This window comes from Pirellulales bacterium, assembly GCA_036267355.1.
Taxonomy (GTDB): Bacteria; Planctomycetota; Planctomycetia; order Pirellulales; family DATAWG01; genus DATAWG01.
Map to the genome: position 1 here is coordinate 1 of DATAWG010000129.1, position 19,447 is coordinate 19,447.

At 61.7% G+C, this 19,447-nt stretch carries 16 protein-coding genes and 1 tRNA gene; 4 read left to right on the top strand and 13 right to left on the bottom strand.

All coding sequences use genetic code 11. The annotated features are described in order from the left end of the window. Positions 1-635 precede the first annotated feature (635 nt). A complete protein-coding gene (locus tag VHX65_20030) occupies positions 636-1,016 on the top strand; it encodes a hypothetical protein (GenBank protein ID HEX4000847.1) in 381 nt (126 codons plus the stop codon). Between the two features lie 128 nt (positions 1,017-1,144). Next, on the top strand, positions 1,145-1,480 hold the full coding sequence (gene tnpB, locus VHX65_20035; GenBank protein ID HEX4000848.1) for an IS66 family insertion sequence element accessory protein TnpB: 336 nt from the start codon (positions 1,145-1,147) through the stop codon (positions 1,478-1,480). Between the two features lie 68 nt (positions 1,481-1,548). On the opposite strand, the gene VHX65_20040 is transcribed toward tnpB, so the two are convergent. Continuing rightward, positions 1,549-2,097 carry a hypothetical protein gene (locus VHX65_20040; protein ID HEX4000849.1) on the bottom strand — a complete coding sequence of 183 codons (549 nt, stop codon included), beginning with the start codon at positions 2,095-2,097 and terminating at the stop codon, positions 1,549-1,551. Here VHX65_20040 and VHX65_20045 point away from each other — a divergent pair. Beyond that, positions 2,023-3,312: an IS66 family transposase gene (locus VHX65_20045; GenBank protein HEX4000850.1), complete on the top strand. Its 1,290-nt coding sequence runs from the start codon at positions 2,023-2,025 to the stop codon at positions 3,310-3,312. The genes VHX65_20040 and VHX65_20045 overlap by 75 nt on opposite strands. Here the strand turns inward: VHX65_20045 and VHX65_20050 are convergent. The 7 genes from VHX65_20050 to VHX65_20080 all read right to left on the bottom strand — a co-directional run bounded on the left by VHX65_20050 (position 3,309) and on the right by VHX65_20080 (position 11,270). Continuing rightward, positions 3,309-3,635 carry a hypothetical protein gene (locus VHX65_20050; protein HEX4000851.1) on the bottom strand — a complete coding sequence of 109 codons (327 nt, stop codon included), beginning with the start codon at positions 3,633-3,635 and terminating at the stop codon, positions 3,309-3,311. The two genes, VHX65_20045 and VHX65_20050, sit on opposite strands and share 4 nt — an antisense overlap. After that, a complete protein-coding gene (locus VHX65_20055) occupies positions 3,632-5,236 on the bottom strand; it encodes an RHS repeat-associated core domain-containing protein (GenBank protein ID HEX4000852.1) in 1,605 nt (534 codons plus the stop codon). Before VHX65_20055 ends, VHX65_20050 begins: the two co-directional genes overlap by 4 nt. After that, the gene (locus VHX65_20060; protein HEX4000853.1) at positions 5,194-5,679 is read right to left on the bottom strand and encodes a hypothetical protein; all 486 of its coding nucleotides are present in this window, start codon (positions 5,677-5,679) and stop codon (positions 5,194-5,196) included. Before VHX65_20060 ends, VHX65_20055 begins: the two co-directional genes overlap by 43 nt. A gap of 13 nt (positions 5,680-5,692) precedes the next feature. After that, a complete protein-coding gene (locus VHX65_20065) occupies positions 5,693-9,043 on the bottom strand; it encodes a hypothetical protein (GenBank protein ID HEX4000854.1) in 3,351 nt (1,116 codons plus the stop codon). An 87-nt stretch (positions 9,044-9,130) separates the two neighbouring features. Continuing rightward, positions 9,131-9,595, bottom strand: coding sequence for a hypothetical protein (locus tag VHX65_20070; GenBank protein HEX4000855.1), 465 nt, complete (start codon positions 9,593-9,595; stop codon positions 9,131-9,133). A gap of 24 nt (positions 9,596-9,619) precedes the next feature. Then, positions 9,620-10,477 carry a hypothetical protein gene (locus tag VHX65_20075; GenBank protein ID HEX4000856.1) on the bottom strand — a complete coding sequence of 286 codons (858 nt, stop codon included), beginning with the start codon at positions 10,475-10,477 and terminating at the stop codon, positions 9,620-9,622. Further along, entirely contained in the window at positions 10,416-11,270 is an 855-nt protein-coding gene (locus VHX65_20080) for a hypothetical protein (GenBank protein HEX4000857.1), read from the bottom strand. The genes VHX65_20075 and VHX65_20080 overlap by 62 nt, the downstream gene beginning before the upstream one ends. A gap of 261 nt (positions 11,271-11,531) precedes the next feature. On the opposite strand from VHX65_20080, the gene VHX65_20085 reads away from it, so the two are divergent. Next, on the top strand, positions 11,532-12,623 hold the full coding sequence (locus VHX65_20085; protein HEX4000858.1) for a hypothetical protein: 1,092 nt from the start codon (positions 11,532-11,534) through the stop codon (positions 12,621-12,623). 219 nt (positions 12,624-12,842) lie between these two features. On the opposite strand, the gene VHX65_20090 is transcribed toward VHX65_20085, so the two are convergent. The 5 genes from VHX65_20090 to VHX65_20110 form a co-directional block, all read right to left on the bottom strand. Then, a complete protein-coding gene (locus tag VHX65_20090) occupies positions 12,843-15,323 on the bottom strand; it encodes an ABC transporter permease (protein ID HEX4000859.1) in 2,481 nt (826 codons plus the stop codon). A 401-nt stretch (positions 15,324-15,724) separates the two neighbouring features. After that, the gene (locus VHX65_20095; protein HEX4000860.1) at positions 15,725-16,063 is read right to left on the bottom strand and encodes a hypothetical protein; all 339 of its coding nucleotides are present in this window, start codon (positions 16,061-16,063) and stop codon (positions 15,725-15,727) included. 218 nt (positions 16,064-16,281) lie between these two features. After that, a tRNA-Met gene (locus VHX65_20100) sits at positions 16,282-16,355 on the bottom strand. 317 nt (positions 16,356-16,672) lie between these two features. Next, positions 16,673-18,112: a sulfatase-like hydrolase/transferase gene (locus VHX65_20105; protein ID HEX4000861.1), complete on the bottom strand. Its 1,440-nt coding sequence runs from the start codon at positions 18,110-18,112 to the stop codon at positions 16,673-16,675. Between the two features lie 841 nt (positions 18,113-18,953). Next, positions 18,954-19,352, bottom strand: coding sequence for a DUF309 domain-containing protein (locus tag VHX65_20110; GenBank protein HEX4000862.1), 399 nt, complete (start codon positions 19,350-19,352; stop codon positions 18,954-18,956). Positions 19,353-19,447: the final 95 nt, after the last annotated feature.

The window sequence follows — 19,447 nt, forward strand, 5'->3', positions numbered from 1 at the left end:
AAGAAAGCAAACCAACTTCATTGCAACAGCCAACCCGAAATCGCCACCGCGACGCCATCGAGCGCTTGCCTGGTGGTGCTGCGCCGCTATCCCCGTCGGACACCAGCCCACAAAACCTCGGAAAACTCGCTTGATTCAGGATTAGCTCCGCGGCCGTGACTGGTTTTCTCTTATTGGACATCATCGTGCGCCAGGAATGTTCCTTAGGGTAATAGTTCCTTCAGTGATTGCATCTCGCAGCGGTCCCGAAAGCTGAGTGGTAGGTCGGACCCAAAGGTCGAATCGCAAGTTGGTTTGCTGGCAATAGGACGCATAGTCGCGAAGCTGTTGGATGTAACTGAGTGACTTAACGTTTTTCACTTCCGTTAGGGCCGTGTCCGAAAGTGCATCGGGGAATCGGATTTGATTACCTCCGGGAATCGGTATTCCGGTCTTGCGTCCGGCGATCCCGACAGCATCCTCCCCCGCCTGACCAAGCTGCTTAGCAATCGAAATAGGACTTTGAGCACCGGCGGCTCCAGCCTGCCAATCCGCCGCGCCGTGTCCGTTCGATGAACCCCATCTTCGGTTGACGCGGTCGGTCGGTCAAGATTCAGCCATCGGGTTCAACTCCACTTCTTCATGGGAGACGAGCGATGGCACAAGCACACGGGCGACGTGGGCAGCGTGATCCGGGGCGCGAGCGGTTCTGGCGGGAGGCGCTGGCGCAGTTCGGCGGCAGCGGGCTTTCGGTCCGGGAATTTTGCCGACGCGAGAAGCTGGGCGAGCCGCTGTTCTACGCTTGGCGGCGGACGATTGCCGAGCGCGACGCGGCGCCGTCAAGCGAGAATCCGGCGACAAGCCGGCCGGCGGCGCGCCGGGCAACAGCGAAAGGCGACCGGGCCACGGTTCGGAGCCCGTCGGGCGGGCCTGCCCTAGCGCCGTTTCTGCCGGTTGTGATGGCTGACGAGCCCCGCCGCCTTGGCGGACGCCTGCTCGTCGCTCATAGCGCCGTTTCTGCCGGTTGTGATGGCTGACGAGCCACCGGCTCCATCGGCGGCGGGCATCATGCTGGAGCTGGCGGGCGGTCGCGTGCTACGGTTCGGTGAGTCGCTCGCCGCGTGGCCGAGATCATTCGCGCGCTGGAGGCGACGGAGGCCGCGTCATGATCGGTCCGCAACAACAACACGGCGCCGCGCAGATTTGGATCGCCACGGCGGCGGTCGATATGCGAAAGAGCTTCGATGGGCTGGCGGAAGTCGTGCGCGCGTTCCTGGGTCAGGATCCGCTCTCCGGCAATTTGTTCGTGTTCCGCAACAAGGCGGGACATCGAGTGAAGATTCTGTGGTGGGACCGCGACGGCCTGGCCATTTATTACAAGCGGCTGGAACGCGGGGCGTTCTGCTTTCCGTCAAGCAAGGAGAGCGCGGTCGCCGTCGACCGCGGGGAATTGCTGCGGCTGCTCAGCGGGCTGGAGATCGTCGCGCGGCGGGCGGGTTAGCACGCACGTGCGAGAACTCAAAAAAGTTTTTCCGCGCGCGGAACCTTTCGCGCGTTGGCGTGTTCTAATCAGGCATGAGCACGGACGCGCTTCTTGCCATCGACGATCTGGCCGCTTTGCCCGATGACCCGGGCGCTTTGAAGACGCTGCTTCTTCAGCAGTGCGCCGCCCGCGACACAATCATCGCCGAGCGCGAGCAACGTCTTGCCGAGCGCGAGCAACTCATCGAACGCGCAAAGAAAGAAGCGGCAGAACAACTCGCGACGCAGCGCGAGCGCATTTGGGCGGAAGCGCAGCAGCAACTTGAAGCCTTGCGCGAGCGCCTCGAAGCGGAGCACAAGGCCGTGGTCCTGGCGCTGTTGCGGCGTTACTATGGGCCGCGGTGCGAGACGTTCGATCCGCGGCAACTGCTCTTGTTTGGGCACGTGATCGAGCAACTTCCGCTGGACGAGGCGGCGATCGCGCAAGAGGCCGGCGAGCCGCTCGTCACGCGGCGGACGAAGAACCGCCACAAGCACGGCCGGCAAGCGTTGCCCGAGTGCTTGGAGCGGATCGGGATCGAGCACGACCTGGCGCCGGAAGAGAAGCCTTGCCCCGCCTGCGGCAACGAGCGCCATCGGATCGGCGCCGAGGTGGCCGAGCAACTCGAATACTTCCCGGCCAATTTTAAAGTGCTCAAGCACGTGCGGCACAAGTACGCCTGTGGGAAGTGCGAGCACGACGGCTACAACCCGCACATCGCCACGGCCGCGAAGCCGCCGCAACCGATCGACAAAGGACTGCCCGGCCCAGGCCTGTTGGCCTACGTGGTGACGAGCAAGCTGGGCGACCATTTGCCGCTGTACCGCTTGGAAAACATCTTCCGGCGGCAGCGAGTCGAGGTCTCCCGCAGCACGATGTGCGCCTGGATGGCCGCGGCGGGCGAGTTGGTGAAGCCGCTCGTCGCGCTGATGATTGCCCGGATCAAGCGATCGCGCGTGGTGCACACCGACGACACGACCGTGCCGATTCAATCGCCCGGGGCCGTGTTGGCTGGCGCCCGACCTGGCAAGCAGTCGGGCGGCCAATGCCGCAAGGGGCGCATCTGGTGCTACCTCGGCGACGAAGCGAACCCCTACACGGCCTACGACTACACGCCCAACCGCAAGCGCGACGGCCCGGCGAGTTGGCTGCGGGGATTCGCCGGCTACCTGCAAGCCGACGCTTACGGCGGCTACGACGGCATCTTCTCGGGCGGCGCAGTGACCGAAGTCGCTTGCTGGGCGCACGCGCGCCGCAAGTTCTACGACGCGCAGGACAGCGACGGCCGGCGGGCGGCGCAGATGCTCGCGCTCATCCGCGAGCTATACGCGGTCGAGCGCGAGCTGAAAGAGCAGTCGGTCGATGAAGCGGCGATTCTCGCAGTGCGCCGCGAGCGGAGCGTCCCGCAACTTGAGCGAATCAAGACGTGGCTCGACGCCGAGGGCGAAGTCGTCCTCCCGCGCAGCCCAATGGGCGAGGCGATCCGTTACGCCAAGAACCAGTGGACGGCTCTGAACGTCTACGTCACGCAGGACTTCCTCAGCATCGACAACAACGCGGCCGAGCGGGCCTTGAAGCGGGTGGCCATCGGCCGCAAGAACTGGCTCTTCGCCGGGCACGACGCCGCGGCCGCCAACCACGCCCGCCTGTGGACCCTCCTTGCCAGCGCCGAGCGGCACAGCCTTGACCCGCAGCGTTACCTGACCAGCGTCCTGGCCAAGCTCCCGCTGCTGGGCCCAGAGCCCTCGCCGGCCGATCTCGCCCAGTTCCTGCCCGACGTGTGGAAGCGGGAGGATGCGGCGGATTCTTAACGGTCTTTTTGCTGATCGCGCACTGCGTCCAAAAGCCGCGCGCAGGCGTCAACTAAACTTGGCGATGCCTGGTTGCAATACTCTGTAATCTGGGCATCGATTCGATCCAAATAGGCCTTCGCGAACTTCGTCCTCTGTTCTGCGGCAACCCAATCTTCGGTCTCAGATTCAAAGCCGATGATCGGCAAGAATAACTCGTCTGGAAGGCCAATTGACGAGTGCCGCAATTCGACGATCCTGCGCGCCCCAGCGACGAGGTCGATGCGGTGCTCAACCATCGCAAGGGCGACTTCGCCGATCATTTGATTCGTTTCCGTAGTCATGGTGCCCCCGCCGTTATCTTCGTCTTAAACTCGAATTGCTCGCCTGTCTGAACATTCTGGTACCAGTGTGTCTCAAATTGTACCCCGTCCGACGCTGTATAGGATGAGCTTCCCATCTTGGCGTAATCAGCGGCCTGGCCGCCATACTGCGCCGCCAACTCATTAGCAACCCGAATCGGCGTGTTGGTTCCGGCACCTGCCATCGCCGTACCACCTTGTCCAATCTGCTCGGCACTCGCGAGTTGCTTATTTAATTGCAGCAGATCCGTCGCCGAAGGAGCGGCAGGGGTGGGGTTCGCAGAACGGACACCCGCGCCTAAGCCGGCTTGCTCGCCAGCGCCAGTGTCCGCGGCGAAATTAAATCCGTTGCCGCCGACAGCTTCGCCGCCGTCGCTGAGCCCTGCCCCAAAATAGGCCTGGCTCGTCACGCCCTCCAGCGACATGAGTCCGCCGTTCGCCGCGACATCGGCACCGGCGTCAATAACGGTCGGGGCCGCGATCGTTGCGGCCTCGGTCGCCGGCGTGCTCGCCGCCGTAGCTGCCGCGGAAGCCGCGGACGCGGCTATTATAGCGGGCGCAGCCACCATTATGAACACTGTTTCAAGCGGATTCCAACATTGCTGGACAGTGCCAGACCGTTGATAGTCGTCGATAAGTATATTATGCCCATTTCTGGTCAGAGCGGCGTTGAAGCCGCCCGAACTCTGCAAGATCGACTGCCAACTGTCGCCAAACCGTTGCGGGAGAACCGCGGCCGCAGTGGAAGGGTCGGTCAAAAGGTACTGACGGAGCGCCTCGATTTGGCCGTACATTTGATTCCCTACGGCAAGGGCTTGATTGGCCGCCTCGCGCTGCCGTGCGTTGTCAAACCAATCATTTTGGCTGTAATACATCGCGTTTTGATAGGCCTCGCTTACGCGCTGGCGAGCGATTCCAAGATCGTCGGCGTAGGTTGCGATTTGCGCCGCGTTGCCCGCCTGGGAGATCGGCGCGGCTGCTAGCCCGCTCGGATCGGTCTCGTTCATCGGGTCGTTGCCGACGTAGCGGTTGGGGTTCGAGTCGGGGGCGAGGCCGGTGGGGTCGGGTTGCATCCAGCGCTGGGCGCTTGTCGAATACCAGCGGCCGGTGGTGCCGCTGGTGGGATCGTTGTGCCATTGCAGGCCGGTCAATGGGTCGGTGTAGCTGCCGTCGTAGCCGAAGGTCGGGGCGTACGACGAATTGGTTTGCGATGTGATCGCGCCGAAATCGCTGTAGCTGATTTGGTCCACCAAGCCGACGCCGTATTCCCATACATCGTCGATGCTTCCCTGGTTGTCGCTGGCCAGCCACAATGTCGTTCCCGGCGTTGAAACCGAACTCACATCTTCTTGGGCCAGCACTTGATCGACGACCGGCCCATAGAGATAGCGGTTGGTCAAGCTTCCGCTGCCGTTGAACGTCAGATCGAGTTGGCCGGTGGCGAGATCGTATACCGACTCGCTGGCGGTGGTGCTCGTCAGTGTGCCGCCGCTGTAGGATTTGACGGTGCGGCCGATCAGGTCGCCGTACATGTCGTACGTCAGATCGACCTCGGTTGTCTTTTGGCCGCTGGAGTTGTCCATGACGACCGAGACGAGCCGATTGTCGGCGTCGTAGCCGAAGTAGGTCGCCACGCCGGTTTGGATGTTCGTCTGGCTAAGCATGTTGCCGCCAGATCGTAGGTGTAGTTGTACGTGCCGTCGGAGAGGAGGCGATTGCCGGCGCCGATAACGTCGCTGCTTGAAGTGTCGGGATTGCCGTTAGCGTCGTAGTTGGTGTAGCCGACCTGGTCGGTCGTCGGACCACCGTATCCGCCATAGCCGCCATAGCCGCCGTATCCGCCGTAGGCACTGACGGAGCCCAGTTGGCTGTCGGCATCGTAGGAGTACGCGACGTTGTCGCTGGATTGGACGCTGTTGCTGACGGTGTCGATGCGTTGATCGTCGTCGTAGCCGAAGGTGAAGTTCTCCAGCGGCGAGTAGCCGCCGTTGTAGCCGTTGTAGCCCGTCTCGTTGAGGCCGATCATGCCGCCATCGGCGTTATAGCTGTAGTAGCCATATAGCGAAAAATCTCCCCAAGATGGGCCGCCATAGTCGGAGAAACTGCCTAGCTGGCCGTCCGGCGTTGTAGTTGAAATAGCCCTGCTTGTAGGCGACCGCGTCGCCACCGGATCCGCTGGCGCCCTGTTGCGTGACGAAGGTTTCGCGGTCGTCGGCGTCGTAGGTGTAGGTGTTGATGAAGTCGGCGTGGCCGGCGATGGTCGAGGAGAGCGAGGTGCGGTTGCCGTCGTGGTCGTAGGCGTTGGTCAATACGACCGTGGGGACTCCGCCAGGGGTTCCGGCGTTGCTCGTGGTCGCGAGGCGGTCGAGGGCGTCGTAGGTGTAGGTGTAGTCGGAGTAGTTATCGGAGGCCGTGTGGACGTCGCCGTCGGACGTGTAGGTGTAGTTGACGGTGTTCGACGGGGTGCCGCTCAGCCAGCCCGAGGCCGTGTACCACGTTTCGCTCGACTCTTGGCCATCATCGTTGTATTGGTAGTCGATCACATTGCCGTCGGGATCGGTCACGGACTCGAGGCTGCCATCCCCGTAGTAGGTGTAAGAAGTCTTGGCGGTGCCGGTGGCGATCTGCTCGACGCCGTTGACCTTCGTGGCGCTCAGCGCGACGGTTTCGCTCTGGCTTTTCAGACGGCCGTCGGCGTAGTACTGGTAGCTGGTCGTGTTGCCGTCGGGATCGGTTTCACTGGTTTCCTGGCTGCCGTCGTAGGCATACGACGTGGTCTGGCCGAGCGGCGTGGTGACGCTGGTGTCGTTGCCGTCGGCGTCGTAGGTGTAGGTCGTGGTGTTGCCCATCGGATCGGTCTGGCTGAGCAGCCGATCATTGCTGTCGTAGGCGTAGGTGGTGGTGTTGCCGAGCGGATCGGTCGAGCTGATGTTGTTGCCGTCGTCGTCGTAGGTGTAAGTAGTGGTGTTGCCGAGAGGGTCTTTGACGCTGGTTCCATTGCCATCGGCGTCGTAGGTGTAGGTGGTGGTGTTGCCGAGAGCGTCTTTGACGGTGAGCACATTGCCGTCGGCGTCGTAGGTGAAGCTGGTGGTGTCGGTGCCGCCAGTTGCGTTGGCTTGGCTCTCGCTGAGGATTTCGCCGAGGGCGTTGTAGGTGAAGTTGGTCTGGGCTTCGCCCGGATCGGTTTCAGAACTTTCTTCGCCGAGAGCGTTGTAGGCGTACCTCGTGGTGCCGTCGGCGCTGTCGTCGGACGAAACAACGTTGCCATCGCCATCATACGATTCCAAATCGCCATCACCGCTGACGACGTTGACCGAATCGAACAGCCGATCGGCCGAATCGTAGGTGTATTGAAGATTTTCCACCGTGGCGCCGGTGGCCGAGTTGAAGCCGAACACGCTCACGGCCTGGCCGAGGGCGTTGTAGGAAGTTTCGATCGTTTCGCTGGCGCTGGCGTGCCCGACGCCGTCCGTGGTCGGGGGCTCGACGACTTCCGTCTGCTCGCCCATCGCGTTGTCGTCGTAGTACGTGATCTCATTGGAACTGCCGTCCATCACGTCCATCGAGGCCAGATCGCCCCAGGCGTCGTAGGTGTAGGTGATGGCCGGCGTCCCGTAGGCGATCGTGGGGTCGGTCACTTTGGTCAGTTGATCGAGCGAGTTGTAAAAATCGGTGGTGATGTTCCCCTTCGGGTCTTTGGTGGTCTTGAGATTTCCGTCAGCGTCGTAGGTGTAGGTGGTGGTCTGGTTGTCGGCGTTGGTGGCGGTGGCCACTTCGCCCAAGGAGCTGAAGGTTTCGGAGGTTTTGTTGCCCGAGGGGTCGGTCACCGAGAGCTGATCGCCGAGCGGATCGTAGATGTAGACGGTTTTCGGGGCTGCGGCGCCCGGGGTGGGCGGCGGATCGGTTTCCGAGGCCAGCAGGTTGAGATTGTCGTAGACGTAGCTGGTGGTGCCGACGGGCGTGACCGTGGTGAGAGGGTTGCCGTTGGAGTCGTAGGTGTAGGTCGTGGTCATGGCCAGCGACGTGCCATAGGCCACGGTGGTCGTCTGAACCAGGCCGTTGCCCGCGCCGCTGGTGTAGTAGACGTTTTCCGTCTCGTCGCCATCGGGATCGGTGGTCGTCAGCAGCAGCAGGCCGCCGGGCAGAGCAATGATGCTGCCGGGAGCGGGAAGGGCGGTGTAGCTGAACAGCGTCTTGTCTCCGTCGCCATCGGTCGAGGAGAGCGTGTCGCCAAAGACAACAAGCACGTAGGTGAAGCTGGATTCGACCACCGGCCCATACAGCCCCTCTCGCGCCACGGTATCGCTGGTCGGCTGATCGTCGACGCCGTAGGTCCATGTTTCGCTGGAACCGTCGGGATTGACTTGGCTTGTCAGATTGCCGCGAGAGTCGTAGTAGTAAGAGGTCGTTTCTTGTTCATCGATCGGCGTCGCGCCGCCCCAATTCGGCGGCGCGATGGATTCACTGACCAAGCCGTTGCCGTCGCGTTGCCATTGCCAGACGACGCTATTCGGATTGGCCTCGGCCGTTTCCAGACCGAAGAGGTCGGTCTGGTAATTCCACGTGGCATGGTTCGGATCGACGTAGGTGGCCTGGGCCTCGGGGATCGAACTATCGGCCAGGTTGCCGATCTGGCCGTCGGCCGCCAGCAGGATCGGCGCATCGCCCGCGGACGGGGCCAAGCCGTCGACGAGGAAGGGCGTAAGCGTCCAATAGTTGGAATCCGGATTGACGACTTTATCGATGCGATCGTTGGCCGGATCGTATTGGAGCGTGGTCACATCGCCGTCGGCGTCGGTCACCTGGTCGAGCAAACCGCTCGAGTTGTAGCCGAAGCGGGTAATGGGAGTGCTACCTGCTCCGGAGGAATAGGGCTCGGTGATCGACGTGATTTCGCCGGCGCCCGATTGATACTGAAACGTCGTGGTGCGGCCATAGGGATCCTGAATCGAGCTCAAAAAGCCGCCGCTGTAGTTGAACGTGGTCGTGAATCCGCCCTGGGTGGTGATGGTGGTGAGGTCGCCGGTGTTGTTGTAGGCGAATTTGGTCTGATTGCCGTCGGCATCGACGCTCAAAACAAGTTGGCCCTTGAAGTTGAAGTCGTAATACATGCCGTCGGTGGCGGCGAGATTGAAATCGCCGGTCGCAGTCGAGTAAACGCCCATTACTGTTTGCAGCGGGCCTTGCTCAAGCGTGCTGAAAGTGCCGGCTGAAGTGCCGATCGGGTTATCGGGGTCGCTAGTGTTGCTGATCGTCCAAGCGTTGACAACCATCACCGATCCGGCGTCGAGATCGCCGGAGCTGTTGCCGTTTTGCAGAGAAACACTCAAGCTGCCGCCGGCGCCGACGGCGTAGAAGCCGAGGCTGCGCCAATATTGGCCGTCGATCAAAGTGGTCGGCTCGAACTGTTGATCGACGCCGATGGTGGTCGAATCGCTGCCGGACGGGCTGCCGACTTGGGGCGCGCCGCTGACGGTCTACTGAGCATCGTCGGTGCGATCGCCATCGGCATCCCAGGCAACGAACACCTGCACCATCTGCTGCGGCTCGAGATCGGAAATCTGCCAAGCCGCGGTGGAATTGTCGTCGGCATCGGCGTAAAGGTCCGAGCCGCCGGCGAATGTATATTCCGAGCCGCCGAAATCGGGATAGTTATCGATCGGGAAATCATAGCCAAGGCCCGGATAGTAGTAGCCGGCGTCGGTCGTCGATTGCCAACTGCCGGTCGTGGAAAAATTGGAACCGGTGGGGCCGACGATTTGGAAGTTGGGATAGTTTTCGGATCCATAGAGATTCGGCGTGGCCGCATACCAGGTTGAGGTGTTGTCGCCGCGGATCAGCGCGAATCCGCTTTCGGTCGGTAGCCCTTCGTCGAACAGTGTCGGAGCCGACGGCGAATACGGCTGCGACGACAGCCCGTCGCTTGGCACGAGGCTATCCAAGCCGTCGATCGACCAGCCGTCGCCCTATTCGGATGTGCCGACGCTGTTGTCCGTCAGGTTGACGATTTCGGTGCCGCCGATCACGGTGCGCGTCAGTTGCTCGTCATCGATTGTGGCGGTAAAAACGACGGTGTAGTCGTAATGGCCGCTGGCGAGCTCCGTGGCGATCGAGGTGCTGCCTTCCAACACGAAGTGCAGGGTTTCGCCCGGCTCGTAGTCGGACAGATCGGCCGTGTCGTAGGTGACTGCGGGGGCGATATCGCCGCCGAAATCAAGCTGTGCGCTGAGGGCAGTTGGAACCGGCCCGGCGGGCAATTGCATGTCGACAGAAATGATCGGCTGCAGATTCGTGTTGCCGTTGTAGACCGGCCCGATGCCACTGGGCGTGAGGGTGAGGTCGACCGAGGGAGTGCCTTGCTGCACGTTGACTGACACTGAGCCGTTGGAGATCGTTTGCGCCTGCAGGCCGGTGTTTTCGGTGTCGATATTACGATTCAATAGTCCACTTACGCCGTCTTGATTGACGATGGTGACCGTGGCGGAGACGGCCGCATCATCGACCGAATAGTCGGCGTTGGTCAAGAGCGACAGCGAGACGATCTTGTCCCACTCGGGGCTGTTGCCGAGGGGCACGTTGTCGATGGGCTCGATGACGATGGTAACGCTCGAGTAGCCGGCCGGAATCGTAATCGAGCCGGTATCGCCTTCGGTAGAAATCAGCGATCCATATCGAAAGTTGCCAACGCCGCCCTGTGCAAACGCGATATAGTCGGGCAGTTCGCCATCGTCCGCGGCGACGTTGGGATCGACGGCCGCCTTTTCATCTTCGTCGCCGTCCGGAAGATTCGCGTCGAGCTGGTAGCTTTCGCAAGCGTGGGTCAATTCCCGGCGCATACAGGAGCGTAGGATTGCCCGATCGACACAACTCTTGCAGCAGGCGGGGCAGCTCTGAAAACGGCTTGAGATATCCAAAAACCTTTCGGCCCGGGCCCGCAGGCCATTGCGGCGGCGCGCCAATATTGCCGGCCCACATGCCGAAATAATTCGTTTCCGCAGGCCGTTCGTAGCAATCCAAGTCGCGAAACGTGAGCAGGAAATTTTCATCGACCTCGGCGAACAATTCGGCGACGTTTTGCAGCGGCGATTGGCCCAGCCGATCGAGCGTGGCATTCATCGTCGCCAGAACCTGCGATTCATCGGTCTGCAATTGCGCTCGGTCGACGGCAAGCCAGGTCCGCAGATTGGGCAGCGGCGCCACATTCGGAGGCGCGAAAAATCCGGTGCCGATCAATGCTTTCCGCACTGCAACACCGCGGGCTGCCAAAAGTGCTGTAGGGCTGTGGTCGAACACGATCAGGTCGGGGCGCACAAATTCAAAGATTTGCCTCCAAGCTCCGACCATGGTGCTGAGTTCATCCACATTGGAAAACCCGACGTTGTGCAAGATATGCGCGAACGTGCAACATGGCTGGATTTCAAGCATTCGTCCGTGTTTGAAGGGCGCTTGCAGCAGCGCGACGCCCGAGCCACCGAAGATTTTGTGTGCCTGCGAAAGATCGCGCAGCGCGGCGAACACCCGGTGACCGCGGCGGGGCAGTTCGATCGCGATCGGGCGTAGATTCATCAAGTGCCCCAATCCGCCTCCGAGTTCCCAGGCGAGCAAGATGGTTGCCATAGTGGTCGGAATTTCTGACTCTGAAAGGGATGGACACAATCGGTTTTTTCGCGGCGCGGCGATCGGAATTGTTCCGGCCGACGGCGATGGCTCATTCGTTTGATTCGCCGCACCGCCGGGCAAGCCGGCAATGGCGCCCACCGCGGCAAGGCGGCACTTGGGATGGCCCGCTACTGCGGCGCTGTGTACCATTCCTTTGGTCCATTCGCAATGCACTCAAATTCTAGAGCTGGCGACTTTGCCCGCGGAGGGGCGGAGGTCATGCAACGGTCGTTTCTCAAACGGGGTTTTCTTCCTGAAGCCGATCCGCTGACCGCGTTTCCGTATGGTAGCCCGATGGCCGCGCTCGATGAGATCGGCCACGATTTGCCAAGCTTGTTGCACGAACCGGGCTTTCGCGATTATGCCCGCCGGCTCGTGATTCCGCCGTGGTCCGAGCCGGCCAATCCCGTCGAGCGGCGGCGGCAATTGCGGCTGTATTACGTGCGGCTCGGATTTCTGGCCTCCGGCTATATCAATCAGGTTGGCGCTCCGCAGGCGACGCTTTTGCCGCGCAACCTTGCCGTTCCGCTTTGCGACATTTGTCGCCGGCTGTCGCGGCCGCCGATCCTGAGCTACGACGGCTATGCGCTTTACAACTGGAAGCGGTTCGATCCGGCCGGACCGATCGCGCTCGGTAATATCGACACGCTGCAAAATTTCGTGCATCTTTACGACGAGCATTGGTTCGTCCTTGTACACGTCGAGATCGAAGCCATTGCGGCAACGATTCTGGCGGCGATCGATAGTATCGCTCGGGCGCTTCCCGGCGGCGATGCAGCGGCGGTGAACCGGTCGTTGCGGACGATCGGCGATGCGGTTTGGCGGCAGGTCGACGTGCTGCGGCGAATTCCGGAAAAGATGGACCCGGCCCTGTATTACAAAACATTTCGGCCCTATATCCGGTTTTTCGAAAACGTCGTGTATGAAGGGGTCGAAACCGGGCCGCTCGATTTCCGCGGCGAAACGGGCGCCCAGAGCAGCATCATGCCGACGCTGGTGGCGCTGATGAAGATTCCGCATCGGCCGTCGATGCTGACAGACCATTTGGCAGCGATGCGCGATTTCATGCCGGCAGAGCATCGCGAGCTGATTGCCGAGGTGCAGAAGTTGCCGCCGTTGCGACCGCTGGCCCAGAAGGAGCCGTTTAACAACGTCTTGGAAGCGATGGCCACATTCCGCGAGGTGCATGTCGGCTATGCCAACGAATACATCACCAAGCGGGTAGCCGACCCGCGTGGCACGGGCGGCACCCCATATATGCAGTGGCTTTCGCAGCTCATCGCCGAAACACTCGCCCATCGAATCCGGTAAGGCCGCCTCGACCCGAACCGATGAAGAATTTCTCACGCGGAGTCGCGGGGACGCGGAGAGAATGACGAATGCCTGAGCACGAATGACGAAGGCATGATCGCCGTTCGTGGGCTGCACGGGCATCGTTCGCGCCGGTTTCGGCAGCTTTTCTTCCCGTTCCTCTGCTCGGCTTCGCGTGAGTAGCGTCGCCTGTGGCGCTTTCGGCGAGCCACTGCGGGCTTACTCGTATCGCAGCGCGTCGATCGGGTCGAGGCGCGACGCTTTCCAGGCGGGGTAGTAGCCGAACACCAGCCCCACCGTCACCGACACGACCACCGCCGCCACGATCGCCGGCAGTGAAATTTCGGTCGGCCAATTCAGTACGTCGCGTACTACGATCGATGCCCCGCGCCCGACCAGAATTCCCACCATCCCGCCGAAGAGACACAGAATCACGGCCTCGGCGATAAATTGCCGGAGGATGTCTCGCGGCCGAGCGCCGACGGCCATCCGCAAGCCGATCTCGCGAGTTCGCTCCGTCACCGAAACGAGCATGATGTTCATGATTCCCACGCCGCCGACCATCAGAGAAATCATCGCCACGGACAACAGCAGGGCCCCCATCAAGCGCGACTGCCGGGCCATGGCGCTGGTCATTTCGGTCAGATCGCGGACGTTGAAGTCGTCGGATTCGTCGGCGCTGATATGGTGCCGATCGTGCAGCAATGCGGTGATCTGATCGATCGCCTCGGGGATCGCGGCAGCGGATTCGGCCTGCACCACGATCGAATCGACGTTTTGAAAACGCACCGGCTGCGGCGTGTCGGCCGCTTCATTGACCGCAACGCTCGGATAAAGATTGGGATTCGGCCCGACATTGGGATAGGCCTCGCTGGCCGTGTTGCTGATCGTGGTCGAGGCATCGGTGTTGCTGCCGCTGGCGGCGCTCGAGGCAATCGCCGACTGATTGGCCACCTGCGCTCCGATCGAGCTGACCCGGTATTTGATCGTCGTCCAGGGAGCCAGCACGAGGTCGTCCTGATCCTGACCGAACATGTTGGCGCCCTTCGGGCTCAACACGCCCAGCACACGGAACGCGACGCCTTGGATTCGGATGTCCTTGCCGACCGGAGATTCGTCGCCGAACAGGTTCTTGACGACGGTTTTTCCCAGGACGCAAACGGCCGCCGCTTTGGCAACGTCGCGATCGCTGAACATGCCCCCTTCCGCCATTTCCGTCCAATTGCGCGTCTGCAAATATTGCGGCGTCGTGCCGCCGATATAACCAGGCACCCAGTTGCGATTGCCGTTGACGACCTGCGTCCGCGCATGCACGAACGGCGCCACACAGATCACCGACGGGCAATCGGTCATGATCGCGTTGCAATCGGAGGGCGTCAGTGTCACGACGCTGCCGCTTCCTTGATGCACGCCGCCGGTGTTCACGCTGCCGGGCAACACCAGCAAGCGATTGGCCCCCATGCTCGAGATCGTGCGTTGAATGGCCGTGGCCGAGCCTTGACCGATCTCCATCATCGCGATCACGGCGGCGATCCCCATCACGATGCCGAGCGTCGTGAGCACCGAGCGAAACTTATTTCGGCCGATGGCCGAGGCGGCCGTGGTGAGCGTACGTGGCAACAGGCGAACCGCCGGACTGCGAACGATCGCCGGCAGTATGGCAACCGGCGGGGCCACGGTCGCAAGCGCGTGGGCGATTGCTTTTGCCGGCGACTCGCGGCGGGCGGGAAGCGCAGTGTCATCGATCGTGATTCGCTCGCCGGCACGATCTTTCACCGCGCTGCTGGCCCTGGCGATGCTGCTCGCCGACGCGCCGGCCGCGGCGCCGGCCAGCAGGACGTCGGCCTCCGAGTCGTCGAGTTCGCTTTCCGTTTGGCTGGGCACGCCTTCGCCAGGCTCATCGTCGGTCGCCGGGTAGGCAGGGCGGTTGCCCGAATGGTTTCCATTGCGCGGCATTCGGCCATTCGGGGCAAACCGCCCGTTCCGCGGCGGGCCGTCATCCTCGATCAGGCGGGCCAAGGCATCGCTGTCGAGAAATCCGTCGCGAATATAAATAATGCGATCGGCATGCCGGGCGACGTTGAGGTCGTGCGTCACCAGCACGACGCTGATCCCTTCCTCCTTATTCAGCCGCTGAAACATCTGCAGGATTTCTTCGCTGGTGCGGGAATCCAAATTACCGGTCGGCTCGTCGGCCAAGAGAATCGGCGGATGGTTCACCAGGGCGCGGGAAATGGCCACGCGCTGCTGCTGCCCGCCGGAAAGCTGCGATGGCTCATGGTCGAGCCGGGTGCCGAGGCCGACGCGCTCGAGTAGCGAAACGGCCCGGCGGCGTTCGTCGCGGTTCGACCATGGCTTTGCGGCATAGACCAGCGGCATCCGCACCTGATCGATGGCCGAGCTGCGCGGCAACAAGTTGAAACTTTGGAAGACGAAGCCGATGTTGCGATTGCGAAGCGTGGCCCGCCGATCGGCCGACAGCCGCGAGACTTCCTGGCCGTTGAGCCAATAGCCGCCGGAGGTGGGCCGGTCAAGCAGCCCGAGGATATTCATCAACGTCGACTTGCCCGATCCCGAGGTGCCCATCAGGGCGACCATTTCTCCCTTTTTGATCGTGAGCGAAATTCCCTTCAACACCGGCACATCGACTTCGCCGAGGTGATAGGTCTTGAAGAGATTTTCGATTCGGATGAGTTCCATCGCGCAGAATCCGTCGGGGTGGGCTGGCACGGATGCGGACGAATCTTCACTCCGCTCACCGCCGAGAATGGCGGAACGGCGCGGTCGGTTCGTCCTTGGGCGAAATCGGGCTGGACTCGGCTGGGGGGGAGTGCCGGGACGTCGGCAATCGATGCGCAGGAAAGCAAACTCGAAGATGCAAAGGGGCAGGAAGCGAAACGGCGGGACAGTGAACCGCTCTGCAATCCGCTCGGCAGCACACTGCACCTACCAGCATACTCGATGGCGCGTGCGATCGTCCAGCAAATCAGGGCCAGCTTTTCGGATGGCGACGGATGGCCGATCAGGCGGCGTGATGGAAACAGCATTTTGCCGTTGATTGTCGGCGACGGCCCTCATCGCGGCTCAAATAAAAGAAAGCGTCAGGCGGTCTGGGTCGCGAAAGACCGCCGAGCGCGAGCGTGAACCATCCGCTCCGGCCTCGGCCCCGCTGCCCGCGCCATCTCGAAGATGCACCACGCCGTCAGCGCCAAGTGCGACATGGCAATCCGCCGATCGAATTCGCCGGAAATCGGATTATCGCCGCGGACCAACTCTCGGTCCACAATTTCGCCATCGTCGGCAGAATCGAATCGCCGGTAAACGGCAAACACTTGGCCACGTTCTTCGACAATCGAAAGTCGGCCTTCCGACTCTTGTATCGCCATCTCATTTGCTTCCGAAACGCTTAGCGATCGATTGTGGATGTCCAGGACCGACATGATGCACCCACAGTTGCGCAATTGATTGATTATTGAGGAAGAACGACGCGCGCCAACCCATCCGTCCGGTCAAGGAACCACCGGCATGCATTGTATCCGACAGACAAAGAGTCTGCGAATGATATGCCACCACCTAGAGGCGACAGCAAAAATCACCGTCCGGCTATCCAACGAACACGCCCGCCGGCGCGATCGTAGCTCGTCTCAACTCAAGAAAATAGCGGCGACTGGACTCGAACCAGTGACACACGGCTTATGAAGCCGTTGCTCTAACCAACTGAGCTACGCCGCCAAACGCGCTGCCGCCATGACCGATGCCGGATTTTAGGCCGATGGGCCGAAGAAGCCAAACATAACCGGCGAATTCGATCGCGGCAAGACGGCGAAAAAGGCTGTGAGGCTTGAGACTGTGAGGCTTTGAGGAAAGCGCCGGCCTACGGCCAAAGACCGGACCTGACCTCAAAGCCTCACGGCCCAACCCCGGATTATTCATGGCCCCGGGAATTCGCTACACGCTGCGAAATGGCAGCCCGAAACGTTAGCGAGGGTAAGCCTCGGCGGCCCCCTCGCTTACGCGTCGGGCTAGTGTGGCGCCATGAATAATCCGGGTTAGGGCCCATACGGCACCGTGCCGCTCGCGTCGGTTTTGTAGCCCCACTTTTGTATGTATTCTCGGCCGGGGCGGAAGGCGTCTTTATGAAGCTTGAGCGTGTCGTTCAATTGCGCATCGAGTTCGGCTTGTAGGGGCGCATATTTCGGATTGCCGACTAGATTTTGCTCCTGAAACGGGTCGCGAACATCGTCGTACAACAGCCAGGGGCCATCCAGCGTGCGAACATAGGTGTTGCCGACGGTTCGCAAGCCGCGAAATTCTCGCCCCCCTTGATTGCGAGTCCATTCGCCAAACGGCGTTACGCACTCGATCAACGCGCCGCGATGCTCATCGGCCGATTCGCCGCGCAGCCATGCCGAGCGGTCTTCCCCTTCCACGGTTGTGGGAATCTTGATCCCGCAGAGGCCCAGCAATGTCGGCATGATGTCGGGAGTGCCGAAGGGGGCCGATAGCGTCCGGCCCGCGTGTCCCAGTCCCTGCGGCCAACGCACCAGAAACGGCACCAGCACCGCTTCGTCCCACGGGCGCTGCTTCCGCTGCTGCGCGTGCGATCCCAACATGTCGCCATGGTCGGAGGTGAAAACCAGAATCGTGTCGTCGGCCAGACCGGTCTCGCGGAGCGTGGCGACGATCCGGCCGACACATTCATCGAGCGCCGCCCCGTGGGCGTAGTAACCGGCCAAGTCGCGTCGGGCCGTTGCCGCTGCTTGGGGCGGAACGTTCGCCCGCAAGCGGATTTGCTCGGCGGAAAAATGCACCGCGTATTTCGCCGGCGCGGTGTTGTACGGATTGTGCGGCGGTCCCCAGGAAAGAAACAGCAGAAACGGCTGCTGCCGATGCGCCTGAATATAGTTCTGGGCCGTGCCGGTCTGGGCGGCGGCATCGTAGCCGGGCCAAAACAGTTTCTGATCGGTGTCGGCGAAATAGGCGGAATGGCTGTAGTCGTGCGTGCACTCGCAGGCCCGCCAGAATTCAAAACCTTGCCGCCGCTCGGGCGGAATAAAGCTCGTTCGACCATGGCCGTCGAGATGCCATTTGCCGATGAACCCTGTTTGATAGCCGGCCAGCCTGAAGGCCTCGGCGAGCGATGTCGCGTTGCGACTGAGGCAAACGTCGTTCAAGAACACTCCGTGCGTCGTCGCATAGCGCCCGGTCATGATGCTCGCCCGGCAAGGGGAACAAACCGGGCATGTGGACACGCACGTCGTGAGCCTCACGCTTTCATTCGCGAGTTGATCGAGTGCCGGCGTTCGTGCGTTCGGATCTCCCGCGAAGCCGAACGCCTGGGCCCGCCATTGATCGGCGATGATGAAAACGACATTCGGCCGTCGCCGCGGCTGATCGGCAGCGGGCGGATTGCCAAGCGCGGCGTTTATCTTTGCCAGAAACAGCGCGAAAACGACGACAAGCCAAATTGTCGGACCAATGCGAGCCATCGCCGGGAATTCCGAGTGCAAGCGTGCCGCGTGAGATTAAGGCCCATGCCAACGTACTTAGCCGGCGAGCATGCGGCAAGCACGGGGTTGCTTCGTCTTCTCCGAAACCGCTGCCGGCGATGCCGATTCGCTGTCGCTCGCAAGCAGGCAGTGCTAAAACTCAACGTCTTCAATCCGTCCGCATTGACCATTCTTGCTCGCGGTCGAAACGCTCGAACGGCATGGTGGGACGCGTTTCAAGTGGCCGACGGCATACGGAGTATGCCTGCTACGTAGTAGGCACACTCCGTGTGCCGGCGGCGACGCCGATTCGCTCTCGCTCGCAAGCAGGCAGTGCTAAAACTCAACGTCTTCATCCCCTCCGCATTGACCATTCTTGCTCGCGGCCGAAGCGCTCGAACGGCATGGTGGGAGGCGTTTCAGGTGGCCGACGGCATACGGAGTATGCCTGCTACGTAGTAGGCACACTCCGTGTGCCGGCGGCGATGCCGATTCGCTCTCGCCCGCAAGCAGGCAGTGCTAAAACTCAACGTCTTCAACCCCTCCGCATCGACCATTCTTGCTCGCGGTCGCAACATCCGAACGGCATGGTGGCACGCGTTTGAAGTGGCCGACGGCATACGGAGTATGCCTGCTACGTAGTAGGCACACTCCGTGTGCCGGCGGCGACGCCGATTCGCTCTCGCTCGCAAGCAGGCAGTGCTAGATCCAAAGCTCTTTTCCTTCAACCCCTCCGCATCGACCATTCTTGCTCGCGGTCGAAGCGCTCGAACGGCATGGTGGCACGCGTTTGAAGTGGCCGACGGCATACGGAGTATGCCTGCTATGTTGGCCGAACGAATCATCCCAGACGCAACTGGAAGTCAAACACGATTTGCACGGCTGCATCGGCCACGGCGTCAGCGGGCGGGCCGGCCTTTCGGGCTTCGGCCACCGCGGCGCGCAGTTCGGCCAGATGGAGGCCGAAATATCGCGCGGTGCCGGCTCCGAGTTGCGGATGCGTTTGGGCTAAAAGCTCATCGGCTCGTCCGAGATGGCGTTTCCAGCCTTCGGGGCGGCCTTCGCGGGCCTTTACCCCTGCGGCGGCAAGCTTGATCAGCGCCTTGAAAAAGTCGGCCGTTGTGCCACGGCGGCCGCAGGCATGCCAAAGCGACTCCCAAACTTCGTGCGACTCCCAGTAATAGCCGTGATTGAACAGATCAACGGCGAAGCAATATGCCTGCGAATTGCGCCATTGCACGGATTCGGGGCACTGAGGCTTCGGCGCCGTTTGGCCAAAGCTGTGGCCGCTCGCGTCGGCGATCGGATGCGGGAACCGCCCTGTTACGTACGAGT

Coding starts and splice junctions, on each gene's coding strand:
- VHX65_20030 (HEX4000847.1), top strand. CDS start 636: ATGGCACAAGCACACGGGCGACGTGGGCAGCGTGATCCGGGGCGCGAG.
- tnpB (HEX4000848.1), top strand. CDS start 1,145: ATGATCGGTCCGCAACAACAACACGGCGCCGCGCAGATTTGGATCGCC.
- VHX65_20040 (HEX4000849.1), bottom strand. CDS start 2,097: ATGGCGCTCGTTGCCGCAGGCGGGGCAAGGCTTCTCTTCCGGCGCCAG.
- VHX65_20050 (HEX4000851.1), bottom strand. CDS start 3,635: ATGACTACGGAAACGAATCAAATGATCGGCGAAGTCGCCCTTGCGATG.
- VHX65_20055 (HEX4000852.1), bottom strand. CDS start 5,236: ATGGACAACTCCAGCGGCCAAAAGACAACCGAGGTCGATCTGACGTAC.
- VHX65_20060 (HEX4000853.1), bottom strand. CDS start 5,679: ATGATCGGCCTCAACGAGACGGGCTACAACGGCTACAACGGCGGCTAC.
- VHX65_20080 (HEX4000857.1), bottom strand. CDS start 11,270: ATGGCAACCATCTTGCTCGCCTGGGAACTCGGAGGCGGATTGGGGCAC.
- VHX65_20085 (HEX4000858.1), top strand. CDS start 11,532: ATGCAACGGTCGTTTCTCAAACGGGGTTTTCTTCCTGAAGCCGATCCG.
- VHX65_20090 (HEX4000859.1), bottom strand. CDS start 15,323: ATGGAACTCATCCGAATCGAAAATCTCTTCAAGACCTATCACCTCGGC.
- VHX65_20095 (HEX4000860.1), bottom strand. CDS start 16,063: ATGTCGGTCCTGGACATCCACAATCGATCGCTAAGCGTTTCGGAAGCA.
- VHX65_20105 (HEX4000861.1), bottom strand. CDS start 18,112: ATGGCTCGCATTGGTCCGACAATTTGGCTTGTCGTCGTTTTCGCGCTG.